Origin of the sequence: Bacillus sp. NEAU-CP5, assembly GCF_026420705.1 — a bacterium.
In the GTDB taxonomy this organism is placed as follows: Bacteria; Bacillota; Bacilli; order Bacillales; family Bacillaceae; genus Bacillus; species Bacillus velezensis.
This window is the reverse complement of sequence record NZ_JAPMOV010000002.1, coordinates 185,327-203,261: the sequence shown is the minus strand read 5'-3', so window position 1 is coordinate 203,261 and position 17,935 is coordinate 185,327. Positions and strand designations below refer to the sequence as shown.

The window sequence follows — 17,935 nt, the reverse complement described above, 5'->3', positions numbered from 1 at the left end:
GGAGAACATCAAATGAAAATTGCTTTGATTGCTCACGATAAAAAAAAGCAGGATATGGTTCAGTTTACGACCGCATATAAAGATATACTGAGCCATCATGAGTTATACGCGACAGGTACGACAGGCCTGAAAATCCAGGAATCGACCGGATTGTCTGTTGAACGTTTTCAATCCGGCCCGCTCGGCGGAGATCAGCAAATCGGCGCATTGATTGCAGCAAATGCCCTGGATCTCGTCATTTTTCTGCGCGATCCATTAACTGCGCAGCCTCACGAACCGGATGTCTCGGCGCTGATCCGGCTGTGTGACGTATACGCGATCCCGCTTGCCACAAATATGGGAACAGCGGAAATCCTTGTCCGGACGCTGGACGGCGGGGCATTTGATTTCCGCAATCTTGTGCGCGGAGGAGAGCCGAATGTCTGAACACGTTGATATTCTGGCGTTCGGCGCCCATAGTGATGATGTCGAGATCGGTATGGGCGGCACGATCGCAAAATTTACGGCTCAAGGAAAAACCGCGGTGATATGCGATTTGACCGAGGCCGAACTATCATCCAACGGAACGGTAGGGATAAGAAAAGAAGAAGCGGCAGAGGCGGCACGAATTCTCGGCGTAAAAGAGAGAATCCAGCTTACGCTTCCCGACCGCGGGCTTTTGAAAAGTGAGGACGGCATCCGCCGGATTGTCAGTGTCATCAGAGCCTGCCGGCCGAAAACCGTTTTCATGCCTTATCCGAAAGACCGCCATCCTGACCACGGCAATGCGGCGGCTTTGGTCGAAGAGGCGGTGTTCTCGGCGGGAATTCATAAATACAGAGATCACCAAGAACTGCCGGCTCATAAGGCTCAGCGCGTATACTATTATATGATCAACGGGTTTCACCGTCCGGACTTTGTAATCGACATAACGGAAACCATCGATCTGAAAAAAGAAAGCCTGCACGCCTATCAAAGCCAGTTTATTCCTACGGCGCAGTCAGTGAACACACCGCTGACCAACGGTTATATCGAAATGGTGGAAGCGCGGGAAAGACTGTATGGCAAAGAAGCCGGGACGGGGTATGCCGAAGGCTTCTTTTCAAAACAGCTTCCCGTTTTGAATGATGATGTTTTTGGGGGCGGACAATGAGACCATTAAAAATAGGGATTACATGCTACCCGAGTGTCGGAGGCTCGGGTATTATTGCGACGGAACTCGGCAAGCTGCTTGCGGAAAAAGGGCACCAGGTTCATTTCATCACATCAAGCATCCCGTTCAGATTAAATACATATCATCCGAATATTCATTTTCATGAGGTGGAAGTCAACCAATACGCGGTATTTAAATATCCGCCTTATGACCTTACGCTGGCGAGCAAAATCGCCGAGGTTGCCGCGAGGGAAAATCTTGATATCATTCACGCGCACTATGCGCTGCCGCATGCGGTATGCGCTTATCTCGCCAAACAGATGCTCAAGCGCGACATCGGCATCGTGACGACGCTTCACGGTACAGACATCACCGTTTTAGGATATGATCCGTCATTAAAAGATTTAATCCGTTTTGCCATCGAAGCGTCTGACAGAGTGACTGCGGTATCAACCGCGCTTGCTGGAGAAACATATGACTTAATCAAGCCGGATAAAAAAATTGAGACCATCTACAACTTTATTGATGAACGTGTTTATCTTAAGAAAAATACAGAGAGTATAAAAGAGAAACATGGCATTTTGCCGGATGAAAAGGTCGTCATCCATGTTTCGAACTTCAGAAAGGTAAAACGTGTTAAAGATGTCATCCGCGTTTTCCGTAATATCGCAGCCAAAACAAAGGCGAAGCTCCTGCTTGTCGGCGACGGGCCGGAAAAGTGCGTCGCTTGGCAGCTTGTTGAAAAATACGGACTGCAGGATCAAGTGCTGCTCCTCGGAAATCAGGACAGGGTGGAAGAGCTGTATTCCATTAGCGATCTTAAGCTTCTTCTGTCTGAAAAAGAAAGTTTCGGACTCGTCCTCCTTGAGGCGATGGCCTGCGGCGTGCCGTGCATCGGAACAAATATCGGCGGAATCCCGGAAGTGATTAAAGATCAAGTAAGCGGTTTTCTGGTGGAAGTCGGCGATATTCAGGCGGCATCTGAAAAAGCGCTTGCCGTTTTAGAAGATAAACAGCTCAGTAAACGATTGACTGATCATGCGCTGAAAATGGTGGAGACCGCCTTTTCTTCGCAAAGAATCGTCAGTCAGTATGAACGGATTTATGACGAATTGGCAGGACCGGAGTGATCTTATGGAACAGGAATTTGTCAATGCCCTCCCCATCCTTCATCACCTGATGAAGGCGGGCCATCAGGCGTACTTTGTCGGGGGAGCCGTCAGAGACAGCTATATGAAACGAAAAATAGGTGATGTGGACATCGCAACCAGCGCTTCGCCGAATGAGGTGGAGCGTCTCTTTAAGCGGACTGTCGATGTAGGAAAAGAGCACGGCACCGTCATCGTCCTGTGGGAAGATGAAACCTATGAAGTCACCACTTTTCGTGCCGAATCAGAATATAAGGATTACCGGCGCCCTGAAGCTGTGCGGTTCATCACTTCTTTATCAGAAGACTTAAAGCGGAGAGACTTAACGATTAATGCGATGGCGATGTCTGCCGAAGGAGAGCTGCTTGATTATTTCGGAGGCGCACATGATATCGGACAAAAGCTGATCCGAACGGTGGGTAACCCTGAAGACCGTTTTCGGGAAGACGCTCTGCGGATGATGAGAGCCGTCCGCTTTATGAGTCAGCTCGGTTTTCTGTTAGAAAAAGAAACAAGAGAGGCCATCATGAAAGACAGGGAGCTTTTGGCACATGTATCAGTAGAACGAAAGACCGTCGAGTTTGAAAAGCTGCTGCAGGGCGTTTCCTCACAAGAAGCGATTCAAACGATGGTGCAAACAGGTCTGATACAAGAGCTGCCCGGCCTTTCCGGTTATGAGCAGCAAATGCTTGAAGCAAGCGGATTTCCGTTTTCTTCTTTAGATGCACGCGAAGAACGCTGGGCAGCGCTGTTATTGCTTCTCGGTCTTTGCCCGAAAAGCGCCGAGGCGTTTTTAAAACAATGGAAACTGCCGGGAAAAGTCATAAAAAAAGCGGTGCAAATCATAAGCGTTTATCCGGTGCAGCTGGAAGTGGAAGCGATGTACCGGGCGGGAGAGGCGCTGTTTTCAGCCGTTAAAATCGGGATGCTGAAAAAGCATAAGACGATTGATGAACAAAAGCTGAAAGAGGTTCAGAGCCTGTATGAGCAGCTGCCGATCAAAAGCCTTCGAGACCTCGACATTTCAGGCGCTGATCTGATGGAGCTCAGAAACCGCCGCGCGGGTAAATGGGTGGCCGAAGAACTTCGCCGGATCGAAGAAGCGGTATTGGCAGGGAAGCTCCCTAACCGAAAACATGACATAAAGGAGTGGCTCGGATCATGGGATCAACATTAAGAACCCGATTAATTGATTTATTTTCTGAGGCGGGTGACGGCTTTATCTCCGGGCAGAAAATAAGTGACGCGCTCGGCTGCTCGAGAACCGCCGTTTGGAAACATATAGAGGAGCTCCGCAAAGAGGGCTATGAGGTTGAGGCGGTCAGACGAAAAGGGTACAGGCTCATTAAAAAACCGGGGAAACTCAGTGAATCCGAAATCCGTTTCGGGCTGAAAACAGAGGTTTTGGGCAAACAGCTTCATTACCGGGACGTCCTGCCGTCCACCCAAAAAACCGCTCATGAACTTGCCAATGACGGCGCGCCGGAAGGAACGCTCGTAGTCGCCGATAAACAAACGGCTGGCAGAGGAAGAATGGCCAGAGTATGGCATTCACAGGAGGGAAACGGGATTTGGATGAGCCTCATTCTGAGACCCGACGTTCCTTTGCAAAAAACGCCGCAGCTCACCCTGTTATCTGCCGTTGCGGTCGTACAGGCCATCGAGGCTTTTACAGGTGTACAGCCCGCCATTAAATGGCCGAATGATTTAATGATTCACGGCAAAAAAGCCGTCGGGATTTTAACTGAGCTGCAGGCGGAAGAAGACCGTGTCCGTTCGGTTATTCTCGGGATCGGCATCAACGTGAACCAGCAGGAAACCGATTTTCCCGGCGAGCTTCAGGACATTGCGACGAGCCTGAGCATGGCAGCCGGCGAAAAAATTGACAGAGCGGGTCTGATACAAGAGATTTTGCTGACTTTTGAAAAACGCTATCAGGATTACTTGAACCACGGCTTTACACCGATCAAGCTGCTATGGGAAAGCTATGCGGTCGGACTGGGGAATGAGCTCAGAGCGAGAACGCTGCAAGGGACGTTTTACGGGAAATCGCTCGGCATTGATGATGAGGGAGTTCTTCTCTTGGAAACGAAAGACGGCATAAAGAAGATATATTCTGCCGATATTGAGCTCAATTAATCTTAGTTGGTACAAGCCTCGTGAATTTGGTATACTTCCTATGGGCAGTATCATAATGAACTGCACCTGATCAGCAGAACAGAGATTACGAAAAGTCTGCCTTGATCCAAAAAGGACTGGGACAGAGGGATGACATTCGCCGAACGTTAAACAAGTGGGAATCCTTCTTATTTTACAGAAGGCTTTTTTGCTTGCGAAGAATTGGCGGCTCATCTCCTCACCGTTTAGAGGAGGAGAAACAGAATGAAAACAAAACTGGATTTCATGAAAATGAAGGAAAATGGAGAGCCGATCGTGATGCTGACCGCTTACGATTATCCGCAGGCAAAGCTTGCGGAACAGGCGGGAGTCGACATGATTTTAGTCGGGGATTCGCTCGGAATGGTCGTGCTCGGACTCGATTCAACAGTCGGCGTAACGGTCAGTGACATGATTCACCATACAAAAGCGGTAAAACGCGGTGCGAAAAATACGTTTATCGTAACTGACATGCCGTTTATGTCTTACCACCTTTCAAAAGAAGATACAATGAAAAACGCCGCGGCCATTATTCAGGAAAGCGGCGCGGACGCGTTAAAGCTTGAAGGCGGAGACGGCGTTTTCGAATCCATCCGCGCGCTGACTCTCGGCGGAATTCCCGTCGTCAGCCATTTAGGCCTCACACCGCAGTCTGTCGGCGTATTAGGCGGATATAAAGTGCAGGGGAAAGATGAGCAAAGCGCGAAAAAGCTCATTGAAGACAGCATCAAATGCGAGCAGGCGGGAGCGATGATGCTCGTGCTTGAATGCGTGCCTGCTGAACTGACTGCTAAAATAAAAGAAGAAGTATCCATTCCTGTCATCGGAATCGGAGCCGGTTCAAAAGCGGACGGCCAAGTCCTTGTCTATCATGACGTCGTCGGCCACGGCGTGGACAGAACACCGAAGTTCGTGAAGCAATACGCCAAAATCGACGGCACGATTGAGTCGGCCCTCAGCGATTACGTCCGTGATGTGAAAGAACGGGTTTTCCCGGAAGAAAAGCATTCCTTTCAGATAAATCAAACTGTGCTGCAAGGCTTGTACGGAGGAAAGTAAGCGATGAAACAACTGACAGAAACTCAACAGCTGAAAGAATTGATTGCACAATACCGCTCAGAAGGCCGGACGATCGGATTCGTCCCGACAATGGGTTTTCTTCATGAAGGACATCTGACGCTGGTTGAAAAAGCAAGCAAAGAAAACGATATTGTCGTGATGAGCATCTTTGTCAATCCGACTCAATTCGGACCGGGCGAGGATTACGAGGCATATCCGCGAGATTTAAAGCGCGATGCCCGGCTTGCAGAACAGGCGGGGGCAGATGTTTTGTTTGCGCCGTCTCCAAGTGATATGTATAAAGGCGAGCAAAATGTTGCCGTGCAAGTGAAAAGGAGAACTGACGTGTTGTGCGGCGCCTCCCGTGTCGGCCATTTTGACGGAGTGGCCACTGTGCTGACGAAGTTTTTCAATCTCGTTAAACCGACCCGCGCTTACTTCGGCCTGAAAGATGCCCAGCAGGCAGCGGTTGTGGACGGATTGATTGAGGATTTCTTTATGGATATCGAATTGGTTGCAGTGGACACGGTCAGAGAAGAAGACGGACTTGCCAAAAGCTCTCGCAACGTCTATCTGACTGAGCAGGAACGCAAAGAAGCGCCGATGATCTATAAAGCATTGCAGCAAGGTGCCGAACTGATCAGAGACGGTGAAAGAAATCCGGAAACCGTTATAAAAACCGTCACCGATATCATCGAAAACACAAGCGGCGTCATTGATTATGCCGAACTGTACGCTTATCCGGAGCTGACTCCGCTTAAAACATTAAACGGCAAGGTCATTCTGGCCTGCGCCGTCCAATTTTCTAAAGCCAGACTGATTGATAATATCATTATTGATATTGATGAATGGGAGAGATCATAATATGTACCGCACTATGATGGCCGGAAAACTGCACCGCGCTACCGTGACGGAAGCCAATTTAAACTATGTCGGCAGCATTACGATTGATGAAGATCTTTTAGATGCCGTCGGAATGCTCGCTAATGAAAAAGTTCAGATTGTGAATAATAACAACGGAGCGAGACTTGAAACGTATATTATTCCCGGTAAGCGGGGGAGCGGCGTCATCTGTTTAAACGGAGCAGCCGCCCGTCTCGTCCAAGAAGGAGATAAAGTCATTATTATTTCTTATCAAATGATGTCTGATCAGGAAGCAAAAAGCCATCAGCCGAAGGTGGCTGTTCTGGATGATCAGAATAAAATCGAGCAGATGCTGGGCCAGGAGCCGGCACACACGATTTTGTAAAAGAGCCCCCTTCATGGGGGTTTTCTTTTAAGATTTAGGGGCAAAAGCTGTTTTTCCGCTCCATTTCTCAACAAAACGTGTTACACTTTTCTCGTATGCAAGAATTGAGGTGTCCATTTTAATGAACAAACAACGGTTCGTTGTCATAGATGTCGAAACAACAGGAAATTCGCCGAAAAAGGGCGATAAAATCATTCAAATCGCAGCGGTTGTCATTGAAAATGGACAAATAACTGAGCGGTTTTCAAAATATATCAATCCGAATCAGGTCATTCCGCCGTTTATTGAACAGCTGACCGGAATTTCGTCCGGAATGGTTGAAAATGAACTGCCGTTTGAAGCGGTCGCAGAGGAGATTTTTCATCTGCTTGACGGCGCGTATTTTGTTGCCCACAATATTCATTTCGACCTCGGATTTGTCCGGCATGAACTGAGCGAAGCGGGATATGAGCTGCCGGATTGTGAAGTGCTTGATACGGTTGAGCTTTCGCGTATTGTTTTCCCGGGGTTTGAAGGATATAAGCTCGGTGAGTTGTGCGCGGAGCTGAATATTGTTCATGACCGCCCTCACCGCGCAGACAGCGATGCGGAGGTTACGGGACTGGTCTTTTTAGACATTTTACATAAACTGAAACATTTGCCTTTACCGACATTAAAGCAGCTTAGAAGGCTTTCACAGCATTTTATCAGCGATTTGACGCTGCTTTTGGATTCTTTTATACATGAAAGCAGGCCGGCGGAAGAAAAGAGCTGCATTCCATACGCCTCTTTTTCAATTAAAGAGCCCGATCACATTCCGGTTTCCCGTCCGGTGAATGCGGCCATTGACCTTGAAAAGTGGAACGAAGAAAAAGAACAGATCTTATCCGGCATCCTCCCCCGCTATGAAAAGCGGAAAGGGCAGCTTTCGATGATGGATGAAGTGCTTGGCGCCTTCCGCAATCGGGAGCATGCGCTGATTGAAGCGGCGCCCGGCATCGGAAAAACGATCGGTTATCTCGTTCCGGCTGTTTTATTTGCCAAAGCGGAGCAGACTCCCGTGATTATCAGCACGTACTCTACTCTTTTGCAGCAGCAGATCGTGTCTAAAGATCTTCCGCTTTTGGAGCGTATGTTTCCTTGGCCGGTCAAAGCCGCTATTTTAAAAGGGAAATCACATTATCTGTGCCTGCCTAAGTTTGAACATATTCTGCATGAGGAAGATGACAACTATGATGCGGTTTTGACGAAAGCGCAGCTTCTCGTCTGGCTGACGGAGACTGAAACGGGCGACGCCGCTGAGCTGAATCTTCCATCAGGCGGCAGATTGCTGTGGGAGCGCATGGCTTACGATGAGAATTCTTTTTTTAAAAAAGGGAAGGACTCGGCTGCCGGGTTTTATGAACGGGCTAAAGAAAAAGCGCAGGCCGCAGATCTGATTATCACAAACCATGCTTTGCTGTTTTCAGATCAAAGCAGTGAAACGAAAAAACTGCCTGCAAGCGGAACAATCATCATTGATGAAGCGCATCATTTCGAACGCGCTGCCAGCGAGCACCTGGGGAAGAGAGCTTCATACATCGGACTGCACACAAAGCTCAGCCGAATCGGAACCTTAAAGGAACACGGACTGTTAAAGCGGATGAGAAAACTGTTTTATACGTATGAACTGCCGGCGGAAAGTTTTTTTGACGCCGATGAGTGGATGAAGCATATTCAATCGGAAAGCGACGCATTTTTCAGTTCAGTGCATTCTTTTGTCAAACGAAGAAAACCTAAAGACGATCTGAACCGTCTCGTCTATAGTCTCAATCATAAAAGCCAGGATAAAGGGTTTCACATGATAACGGACGGAGCGGAGCGGCTTTGCGCGATGCTGGATCAGCTGCTTGACATGTTTTCAGTACAGGAGAAACTGTTACATCAAAAGCTTGAACAGATGAAAAGCGGAGCGGCTTTTTTAGCGGCCGAATATGTAAAGTGTATCAGGGCGCTGAAAGAATATCGTGATACGTTCAGCAGGCTGCTGTTTGAAAATGATGAGAAAGAAGCCGTTTGGGTTGAAATTGATGCGAAGGGCGCAAAAAATGCTGTCAGCATCTATGCGCAGCCTTTGGAGCCCGGTGAAATGCTTGCAGACCAGTTTTTCGCCCGCAAAAAAAGCGTTGTGCTCACATCAGCGACTTTAATGGTGGAGCAGTCTTTTCAATTTATGATTGAAAGGCTCGGACTTGCGGATTTTTATCCGCGCACCAAAAGCATCCCGTCTCCTTTTTCTTACGATGATCAGATGAACGTCATCATTCCGAAAGAGATGAAATCCGTTAAATATGACGGAGAGCGGGAAGTCATTGAGCATATTGCCAAGTATGCAGAAATCATGTCAAAGGGAAAACAGCCGAAGATCCTTGTCCTGTTTACGTCTCATGATATGCTGAAAAAAGTGTATCAGGAACTGAAACTCAGTATGGAGATCTCAGGCATTCAGCTTCTCGCCCAAGGTATTTCGGGCGGGAGTCCCGGTAAATTAATGAAAACCTTTAAAACGGCAAGCCGGGCGATTTTGCTCGGGACGAATCATTTCTGGGAAGGCGTTGATTTTCCGGGGGATGAATTGTCAACCGTCATGATCGCAAGACTTCCTTTCAGGGCGCCTGACAATCCGCTTCATGCCGCAAAATGCGAATTTGCCAAGAAGCAGGGGAAAAATCCGTTTCAGACGATTTCCCTGCCTGAGGCCGTGTTAACGTTCAGACAGGGGGTCGGGCGCCTGCTCCGTACGGCGGGAGACAAGGGAACGATCGTTCTTTTAGATCAGCGTGTAAAAACGGCGGGATACGGACGGCTGTTTCTTGAAGCGCTCCCGACTTCATCTCTTTTGGAACTGACGGATGCCGAAATGGCGGCTTATGTCAGCCAAACGGAATAAAAGCCGCATAAACGCGGCTTTCGTGGTGTGGGATGAGGAATTGTTTTTATAGTAAAAGCGGGTTCATGCCGCCTTGTGATTTTATTATGCCGCGGGCGCATCCCGTTATGACTAACAAAATTTGTTCGACCGATGGAGGGTATAAAAATGGAAAGCAAAATTGAAATTCTGTCAACGATTAATGTGGAGCATTCAGATGATTTATATAAAATTGTCGATACATTAAACCGGACTTTGAAACGGGACAATCTGATGTTCGGCCTTGCACTAGACGAAGAAAATCAAAATGAAGCGGTCTTCACCATTTATCGCACATAGGTGAAAAAGATGAGAAAAAAAGCATTAATATTTACAGCCGTATTTGGTATTATTTTTTTAGCAGTTCTTTTATTTTCGGCCAGCATTTTTAAATCTGCAATGGCCCAAAAAGAAGAAGGCCATGAAACAGCTGCCGCAGCCGCTAAAGAAAAAACGCAGCTGACAGATGCTGAGAAAGTGGAGACCTTTGTCGGCAAACAGAAATATTATGTTGTTACCGGAACGGATAAACATGGAAAAGATATGTATGTATGGGTTCCGGCCGACAAAAAAGCAAAAATTCTCTCAAAAAAAGCCAGTGATGGCATTTCAAGCGGCAAGGCTGCCAAGATCGTTCGGGACGAAGGGCTTGTTTCCAAGCTGAATGGCGTTCACCCGGCGAGAGAAAACAATGTTCCGTTATGGGAAGTGACCTATATCAACAAAAACGGGCAGTATAGCTTTAGCTATGTGGACTTTACAAGCGGCAAGATTCTCAAAAACATCACACCGTGAGACGTATTAGGGGGAGTTCAAGTTGAAATTGGCAAAAAGAGTATCCGCATTAACACCGTCTGCAACACTTGCAATTACTGCAAAAGCGAAAGAGCTGAAAGCAGAAGGCCATGATGTCATCGGCCTCGGAGCAGGAGAACCGGATTTTAATACGCCTCAGCACATTATAGATGCCGCGGTGCGTTCCATGAATGAAGGCCATACGAAATATACGCCTTCAGGCGGTCTGCCGGCGCTGAAAGACAGTATCGCAAAAAAATTCAAAAACGACCAGGGGATTGAATATAAGCCGTCAGAAATCATTGTCTGCACCGGCGCGAAACACGCTCTGTATACATTATTTCAGGTTATTCTCGATGAAGGGGACGAAGTGATTATACCGACTCCTTACTGGGTCAGCTACCCTGAGCAGGTGAAACTGGCAGGGGGGCGTCCCGTCTATGCAGAAGGGCTGGAATCCAATCAGTTTAAAATTTCACCGGAGCAGCTGAAGCAGGCTATCACTGAGAAAACAAAAGCGCTCATTATCAATTCACCGAGCAACCCGACAGGTGTTATGTATACGAAAGAAGAGCTTGCGGAACTCGGAAAAGTGTGTCTGGAGCATGGCATTCTGATCGTTTCTGACGAGATTTATGAGAAGCTTACATACGGAGGAAAAAAACACGTCTCAATCGCACAGCTTTCAGATGAATTGAAAGAGCAGACGATCATCATTAACGGCGTGTCGAAATCTCACAGCATGACGGGCTGGAGGATCGGCTATGCGGCGGGTTCGGAGACGATTATTAAAGCGATGACGAGCCTTGCGAGCCACAGCACATCAAATCCGACGTCTATCGCTCAATACGGCGCTATTGCGGCCTATAACGGTCCGGCTGAGCCGCTGGAAGAGATGAGACAGGCATTTGAGCACAGACTGAACACCATTTACGCTCAGCTCAGTGAAATTCCCGGATTCACCTGTGTCAAGCCTGAAGGGGCGTTTTACTTGTTTCCTAACGCCAAAGCGGCCGCAGAAAACTGCGGATTCAAAGATGTCGATGAATATGTCAAGGCGCTTCTGGAAGAAGAAAAAGTCGCCATCGTGCCGGGCTCGGGTTTCGGTTCACCGGACAACGTCCGCTTATCTTACGCAACGTCACTCGATCTTTTAGAAGAAGCGGTCGAAAGAATCCGCCGCTTCACGGAAAAACACAGCTGATTCTGAAAAAGCGGCTTTTAAAGCCGCTTTTCACTTGCATTGACCCCGTTAGAGTAGAACGGGTATAATAAAGTGATGAAAAAAGAGATTCAGGCAGATTCCTGAATGTCTTTCTTGTTCTGGAGGGAAAGAGTTTGAAAACAACAATCAACCAAGTGTATAAACACACAGGCGAGGAAGTAACGATTGGAGCTTGGGTCGCTAATAAACGCTCAAGCGGTAAAATCGCATTTTTACAGCTGAGAGACGGTACAGGCTTCATTCAGGGAGTTGTCGTTAAAGCTGAAGTAGAAGAAGACATCTTCCAAATCGCGAAATCAGTGACACAGGAAACGTCACTTTATGTAAAAGGAATTGTGAAAGAGGACGAGCGTTCACCGCTCGGCTATGAGCTTGCTGTTACATCCATTGAAGTCATTCACGAAGCGACTGATTATCCGATTACGCCTAAAGAGCACGGTACGGAATTCTTAATGGATCACAGACATTTATGGCTCCGTTCGAAACGCCAGCACGCAATTATGAAAATCCGCAACGAAATCATTCGTGCGACTTATGAATTTTTCAACAAAGAAGGCTTCGTGAAAGTTGATCCGCCGATTTTGACGGGAAGCGCTCCCGAAGGCACGACTGAGCTGTTCGCGACGAAATATTTTGATGAAGACGCCTTCCTGTCTCAAAGCGGCCAGCTGTATATGGAAGCAGCTGCAATGGCGCTCGGAAAAGTATTCTCTTTCGGACCGACGTTCAGAGCGGAAAAATCAAAAACGAAACGCCATCTCATCGAATTCTGGATGATTGAGCCTGAAATGGCATTTGTTGAATTTGAAGAAAACCTTGAAGTTCAGGAGAATTATGTTGCATACATCGTACAAAGTGTGCTGGAACATTGTAAGATCGAGCTGAACACATTAGGAAGAGACACATCGAAGCTTGAACAAATCAAAGCGCCATTCCCGCGCATTACGTACGATAAAGCGATTGAATTCCTGAAAGAAAAAGGCTTTGACGATATTGAGTGGGGAGATGACTTCGGTGCGCCGCATGAAACAGCGATCGCAGAAAGCTATGACAAACCGGTGTTTATCACTCATTACCCGACGTCATTAAAACCGTTTTATATGCAGCCTGCCAAAGATCGTGACGATGTCGTGTTATGTGCCGACTTAATTGCTCCGGAAGGCTACGGGGAAATCATCGGCGGTTCAGAACGCGTTCATGATATGGATTTATTGGAAGAAAGATTAAAAGAACACGGTCTGGATTCAGATGCTTACAAATGGTATGCTGAACTCAGACAATACGGTTCTGTTCCGCACTCCGGCTTCGGCCTTGGACTTGAGCGGACAGTGGCTTGGATCAGCGGAGCGCCTCACGTGCGTGAAACGATTCCGTTCCCGAGACTTCTGAACCGTCTGTATCCGTAATAGTTTTAAAAAACGAAGTCTCCTGCAAGGGAGACTTTTTCTAAGTAAAGGGGAAAGCTCCCGGAGATAACCTTTTACAGTAAGAGGTGTAAGGATGAAAAAACAGCAATTTATAGATATGCAGGAACTCGGCATTTCAAGCATTCCCAACCTGCTGCTGACACATTACCGGCAGCTCGGGCTGAATGAAACCGAATTGATTCTGCTTTTGAAGATTAAAATGCATTTGGAAAAGGGCTCTTATTTTCCGACGCCGTTTGAACTTCAATCAGGCATGTCCATCTCTGCTGAAGAATGTACGAGCTGCCTGAGAATGTTTATTCAAAAAGGTTTTCTGTTTATTGAAGAATGTGAAGACCATAACGGCATAAAGTTTGAAAAATATTCTCTGCAGCCGTTATGGGCGAAGCTGTATGATTACATGCAGCATTCTCAAAATGAAACGCAGGAAAGAACGTCAGAAAGAGAACAAAAAAGCCTGTATACCATCTTTGAAGAAGAGTTCGGAAGACCGCTGTCGCCCCTTGAATGCGAGACGCTGGCCATATGGCAGGATCAGGATCAGCATGATGCGATTCTGATTAAACACGCCTTAAAAGAAGCCGTTTTATCGGGAAAACTCAGTTTTCGCTATATTGACCGGATTTTATTTGAATGGAAAAAGAACGGCTTCAAAACGGTTGAGCAGGCGAAGGCGCACAGCCAAAAATTCCGTCGTGTTCAAACGAAACAAAATGATCCGCAAAAAGAGTATACGAGGCAGGTGCCTTTTTACAATTGGCTGGAACAATAACATGAGAAGGGGAGAAACGTGTTAAATTTAAAGCAGATTGAATGTTGTCTTGAAAAAATCGGCGATATGTTTCCGCACGCAGAATGTGAACTTGTCCATTCAAATCCTTTCGAATTGGTTGTGGCAGTCGCATTATCCGCGCAATGTACGGACGCTCTCGTCAACAGAGTGACAAAAACGCTATTTCAAAAATATAAACGGCCCGAAGATTATCTTGCCGTATCGCTGGAAGAACTCCAGCAGGATATTAAATCAATCGGCCTGTACCGTAATAAAGCCAAAAATATTCAAAAGCTGAGCAAAATGATCATCGAAGAGTACGGCGGAGAAGTGCCGAAAGACCGGGATGAGCTTGTGAATCTGCCGGGTGTCGGACGGAAAACGGCAAATGTGGTCGTGTCTGTTGCTTTCGGCGTACCTGCGATCGCAGTAGACACTCATGTGGAGCGTGTCTCTAAACGGCTCGGTATCTGCCGCTGGAAGGACTCTGTTTTGGAGGTAGAGAAAACATTAATGAAAAAAGTGCCGAAAGAGGATTGGTCTGTTACGCATCACAGATTAATATTTTTCGGCAGGTATCATTGTAAAGCGCAATCTCCCCGCTGTGCGGAATGTCCTTTGCTTCCGCTATGCAGAGAAGGGCAGAAGCGTGACAAAAAAGGGCTGGTGAAACGGTGACGGCGATTGACATTCTGGCAGGATATGAAACATACCTGCGCAGCCTTACGGACTTGGAAAGCCTTGAGATCAAAACGGCGCTGCGCCGCCATCCGCTGTATATGGATTTCAGCGGTCAGCCAACCGTGCAGCCATGGAGGGAAAGGGGCGAATATGTCCCGTTTCTGTTTCAGATTTGGAATGAAACGAAAGAAACGCTGCTTCCCGTTTTTCAAACAAGAAAATCGAGATGTGATCAAAATGACATGCTGAAGGGAATTGCCTGTCTGATTGCCGCTTTTCACTGGACGGCAGGGGAGCGGGTCACATCACTCGATTGGTCTTTGCTTGAAACAAAGCATTTTCCCGCCGAACCGATCAATTGGGCGGAGCGAATGGCGTTTATTTTAACAAAACCGACTCAATATCACTCGTTTATTCAGCTTGATGAATTGATGACGGAGATGAAGAAACAATATCATAAATATGAAGCCATGAACAAATGTTAAAAACCTCCTTTTCTCATAAGGAGGTTTTTTTGTATGAAAAAAATCCTTCACCTGTTTGAGGTGAAGGATTTCTTCCGCTAATGAGCGGGGTTTGACTGGATGGTTGACGAATTGGACTGCCCATTGATATTTGAAGATGAGTCTTTGTTTTTGTCCGTTTGACCGCTGTCAGGTTTATTTGAGCCGTCTGAACCGGAATCGGAATCATTATCAGAGCCGTTATCTTGCTGTCCGTTGTTATCCGTCCCGTTGCCGGGCTGATTCTGATTGTTGTTATCTGTTTGATCCTTATCGGATTGATCCTGATTTTTATCCGGGTCATCAGTTGGTGTTTGATCCGATCCGTCAGACGTATCTGTCTGATTGTCATCTGTGTTTGAATCATCGGTTTGCGTCTTGTCTTTGTCTTTATCTTCATCAGACTTCTGTTCGTCGTCAGTCGCTTTATCTTTATCCACATCGTCTTCTTCATCTTTCGGGACTTTGAAAGAAGCTGATGCCGTATCGCTTTTTCCGTCATCGTTTTCCGCTGTCACCTGGAAGCTGTATGTGGAGCCTAGCGTGACATCTGAGACGACGGCTTCTTTTGCCGAACTGTTTTGAATGTCACTGTAGCTTCCGCCGTCAACGGATTGTTTGACATTGAATGTTGCATCACCGTCATAATTCCAGCTTAAGGTTAATGATTTTTTATCTTTGTCGTATTTCACTTGCAATCCTGTCGGTTTATCGGCTTTTTCTTTCGTGTACGTTTTAGAAACGGCAGTTGGCTGCGTTCCTTTCACGAAGTACTCCGTCACTTTTTTATCATCCGGCGTATTCGGTCCGGCTAAAGCGGCAGGGTTCGAGCCTTTCTCAACCGTTTCTTTGACGACGCTGTCAGGCTGCTTGAAGCTTCCTTTACCGTCATCAACGTATGAGATCAGCTTTTGGAAAATACGTTTTGCGACTTGCTGGTCAGCAGAAGACAGTGATTTCTTGCCTGCTTTGTTGCCAGACTCAACTCCGGTCCAAACCGCCGCAGTATATTGAGGGGTATAGCCGACAAACCATGAGTCTGGGACTCCGCCTTGTGCGATATTATATTTTTGAATATCCTCTTTAGTAAAGTTGGTCGTACCCGTTTTACCGGCGACTTCCACGTTCGGTACTTGAGCTAATCTGCCTGTTCCTGACTGCACGACTGTTTTGAGCATATCTGTAACCATGAACGCCGTGTAGTCGCTCATAGCACTTTTCGGTTTCGGTGTTAAATCAAGCTTAGTGCCGTCATTAAATTCAATCGATGTGACCGCGTGCGGTTCATTGTACGTTCCGTTATTTCCGAAAGCGCTGTAGGCGCCCGCCATTGTCATGGTAGATACACCGCGGTTATCCTCACCAAATCCTCCGATCGAATAAGATTCGGTTACACTCTCTTTGTTTAATCCTAGTCCTAAGTCATTTGCGAAGTCGACGGCATTATCTTTACCTGCTGCTTGGAATGCCTTCAGAGCCGGAATATTACGTGAGTCTGAGAGGGCCTCTCGCATTGATATCTGGCCTCTGTATCTATTGTCATAATCATGGATCGGGGTGCCGTTAGAGTACGTATAAGCCGAATCATCAATCTGCTCATACGTCGACCATTTTTTATTTTCAATGACCGGGCCGTAATCAAGAATAGGTTTTATCGTTGAACCGGGCTGGGTTTTACCTTGTGTTGCATAATTGAATCCCCCGGTAGTTCTGTTCCGTCCTGCTCCGATGGCGCGGATTTCTCCGTTTGTCGTATCAAGGAGGGTGACGCCGCCCTGCATGCCTTCGGTAAATCCGGCTGTATCGCCGTTCATCAATTGATCAAGATAATCTTGTGCTTTCGTATCAAGAGTCGTGTAAATTTTCAGTCCGTCAGTTGAAATATCGACGTCTTTCTTTTCTTTTGTCTCAATTTCTTTCATAACTTCTTCGACAAAAGCGCTGTATTTATTTGTGTCCTTTTTATCGTATTCCTTTTGGCTGACGACGCCTTCATCTTTCATGGACACTTTCTTTGCTTTTTGGTATTCAGAATTTGAAATGAATCCTTGTTTTTCCATTAAGCTGAGAACAATGTTCCGGCGTTTTTCGGAAGCCTTGGGGTTTTTAACCGGGTTATATCCGGTCGGGCTTTGCGGCATTCCGGCAAGCGTCGCCGCCTGTTCAACCGTAAGCTTGCTCAAGTCTTTTACGCCGAAGAATTCTTCAGCCGCTTTACCGACGCCGTAGGCACGCGGTGAGAAATAAATTCTGTTTAAATACATTTCTAAGATTTCATCTTTAGAATAATGGCGCTCCAGCTGCAGTGAAAGCCACACTTCCTGTGCTTTCCGTTTAATCGTTTTCTGGTGGGTCAAAAGCGAGTTTTTCACAACCTGCTGGGTGATTGTGCTTCCTCCCTCTGAACCGAATCCATCCGTAAAGTTGGCGACCAAGGCGCCTCCGATCCGGATCGGGTCTATACCGTGGTGCTTATAAAAACGGGCGTCTTCAGTTGCGATAAATGCTTCTTTCACAACATCGGGTATATCCTTAATCGGGACGTAGGTTCGTTTTTCACCGCCCACTTCCGCGATTTCTTTGCCGTTTTTATCGTAAATCGTTGAAGAGTAAGGCGTTTTCAGCTTGGCTTCGTCCAAAGACGGCGCGCCGGAAACCAAAACGGCAAATGCCGCCGCTCCGCCGACTATGCCAAGGACAAACAGAATAACCAAGGACAGCACAATCTTTTTGAATAAACCGCCTTTACGCTGTTTCTTGCCTTTTTTCGGTGAAGAGGGCTTAGTGCTTTTCGTCTGCCTTGCCTTACGGCGTTCTTCACGGCTCGTAAATTGATCTGACATAACATCTCAACCTTTCGT

At 47.0% G+C, this 17,935-nt stretch carries 17 protein-coding genes; 16 read left to right on the top strand and 1 reads right to left on the bottom strand.

Annotated features, from left to right (window positions below):
* Positions 1-12 precede the first annotated feature (12 nt).
* The 16 genes from mgsA (at position 13) to OTK50_RS06130 (ending at position 15,056) form a co-directional block, all read left to right on the top strand.
* Positions 13-426 (top strand): methylglyoxal synthase, encoded by a 414-nt coding sequence (gene mgsA / locus OTK50_RS06205; protein WP_064115553.1) that lies wholly within the window; start codon positions 13-15, stop codon positions 424-426.
* Positions 419-1,132: a bacillithiol biosynthesis deacetylase BshB1 gene (bshB1, locus tag OTK50_RS06200; RefSeq protein ID WP_003153501.1), complete on the top strand. Its 714-nt coding sequence runs from the start codon at positions 419-421 to the stop codon at positions 1,130-1,132. Before mgsA ends, bshB1 begins: the two co-directional genes overlap by 8 nt.
* Complete coding sequence (bshA, locus tag OTK50_RS06195; RefSeq protein WP_015240093.1) at positions 1,129-2,262, top strand: N-acetyl-alpha-D-glucosaminyl L-malate synthase BshA; 1,134 nt, start codon at positions 1,129-1,131, stop codon at positions 2,260-2,262. The genes bshB1 and bshA overlap by 4 nt, the downstream gene beginning before the upstream one ends.
* A 4-nt stretch (positions 2,263-2,266) precedes the next feature.
* Positions 2,267-3,457 (top strand): CCA tRNA nucleotidyltransferase, encoded by a 1,191-nt coding sequence (locus OTK50_RS06190; RefSeq protein ID WP_224223635.1) that lies wholly within the window; start codon positions 2,267-2,269, stop codon positions 3,455-3,457.
* A complete protein-coding gene (locus tag OTK50_RS06185) occupies positions 3,442-4,419 on the top strand; it encodes a bifunctional biotin--[acetyl-CoA-carboxylase] synthetase/biotin operon repressor (RefSeq protein ID WP_045208030.1) in 978 nt (325 codons plus the stop codon). Before OTK50_RS06190 ends, OTK50_RS06185 begins: the two co-directional genes overlap by 16 nt.
* A 243-nt stretch (positions 4,420-4,662) precedes the next feature.
* Positions 4,663-5,496 carry a 3-methyl-2-oxobutanoate hydroxymethyltransferase gene (gene panB, locus OTK50_RS06180; RefSeq protein ID WP_007612211.1) on the top strand — a complete coding sequence of 278 codons (834 nt, stop codon included), beginning with the start codon at positions 4,663-4,665 and terminating at the stop codon, positions 5,494-5,496.
* Positions 5,497-5,499: 3 nt separating this feature from the next.
* The gene (gene panC, locus OTK50_RS06175; protein WP_032873270.1) at positions 5,500-6,360 is read left to right on the top strand and encodes a pantoate--beta-alanine ligase; all 861 of its coding nucleotides are present in this window, start codon (positions 5,500-5,502) and stop codon (positions 6,358-6,360) included.
* A 1-nt stretch (position 6,361) separates the two neighbouring features.
* Positions 6,362-6,745, top strand: coding sequence for an aspartate 1-decarboxylase (gene panD, locus OTK50_RS06170; protein WP_003153510.1), 384 nt, complete (start codon positions 6,362-6,364; stop codon positions 6,743-6,745).
* Between the two features lie 121 nt (positions 6,746-6,866).
* Complete coding sequence (dinG, locus tag OTK50_RS06165; protein WP_224223634.1) at positions 6,867-9,653, top strand: ATP-dependent DNA helicase DinG; 2,787 nt, start codon at positions 6,867-6,869, stop codon at positions 9,651-9,653.
* Positions 9,654-9,800: 147 nt separating this feature from the next.
* On the top strand, positions 9,801-9,971 hold the full coding sequence (locus OTK50_RS06160) for a YpmA family protein (protein WP_003153512.1): 171 nt from the start codon (positions 9,801-9,803) through the stop codon (positions 9,969-9,971).
* A 9-nt stretch (positions 9,972-9,980) separates the two neighbouring features.
* The gene (gene tseB / locus OTK50_RS06155) at positions 9,981-10,466 is read left to right on the top strand and encodes a cell wall elongation/penicillin-binding protein regulator TseB (protein WP_045208026.1); all 486 of its coding nucleotides are present in this window, start codon (positions 9,981-9,983) and stop codon (positions 10,464-10,466) included.
* Positions 10,467-10,488: 22 nt separating this feature from the next.
* Positions 10,489-11,670, top strand: a complete 1,182-nt coding sequence (locus OTK50_RS06150) for a pyridoxal phosphate-dependent aminotransferase (protein ID WP_007612190.1) — start codon at positions 10,489-10,491, stop codon at positions 11,668-11,670.
* 134 nt (positions 11,671-11,804) lie between these two features.
* The gene (gene asnS / locus OTK50_RS06145; protein ID WP_003153515.1) at positions 11,805-13,097 is read left to right on the top strand and encodes an asparagine--tRNA ligase; all 1,293 of its coding nucleotides are present in this window, start codon (positions 11,805-11,807) and stop codon (positions 13,095-13,097) included.
* Between the two features lie 94 nt (positions 13,098-13,191).
* Entirely contained in the window at positions 13,192-13,890 is a 699-nt protein-coding gene (dnaD, locus tag OTK50_RS06140) for a DNA replication protein DnaD (RefSeq protein ID WP_003153516.1), read from the top strand.
* Between the two features lie 18 nt (positions 13,891-13,908).
* Positions 13,909-14,568 (top strand): endonuclease III, encoded by a 660-nt coding sequence (nth, locus tag OTK50_RS06135; RefSeq protein WP_224223633.1) that lies wholly within the window; start codon positions 13,909-13,911, stop codon positions 14,566-14,568.
* Positions 14,565-15,056 carry a YpoC family protein gene (locus tag OTK50_RS06130; protein ID WP_224223632.1) on the top strand — a complete coding sequence of 164 codons (492 nt, stop codon included), beginning with the start codon at positions 14,565-14,567 and terminating at the stop codon, positions 15,054-15,056. The genes nth and OTK50_RS06130 overlap by 4 nt, the downstream gene beginning before the upstream one ends.
* Positions 15,057-15,133: 77 nt before the next feature.
* Here OTK50_RS06130 and OTK50_RS06125 read toward each other — a convergent pair whose 3' ends face one another.
* Positions 15,134-17,917, bottom strand: coding sequence for a PBP1A family penicillin-binding protein (locus OTK50_RS06125; RefSeq protein ID WP_239033983.1), 2,784 nt, complete (start codon positions 17,915-17,917; stop codon positions 15,134-15,136).
* Between the last annotated feature and the right edge of the window lie 18 nt (positions 17,918-17,935).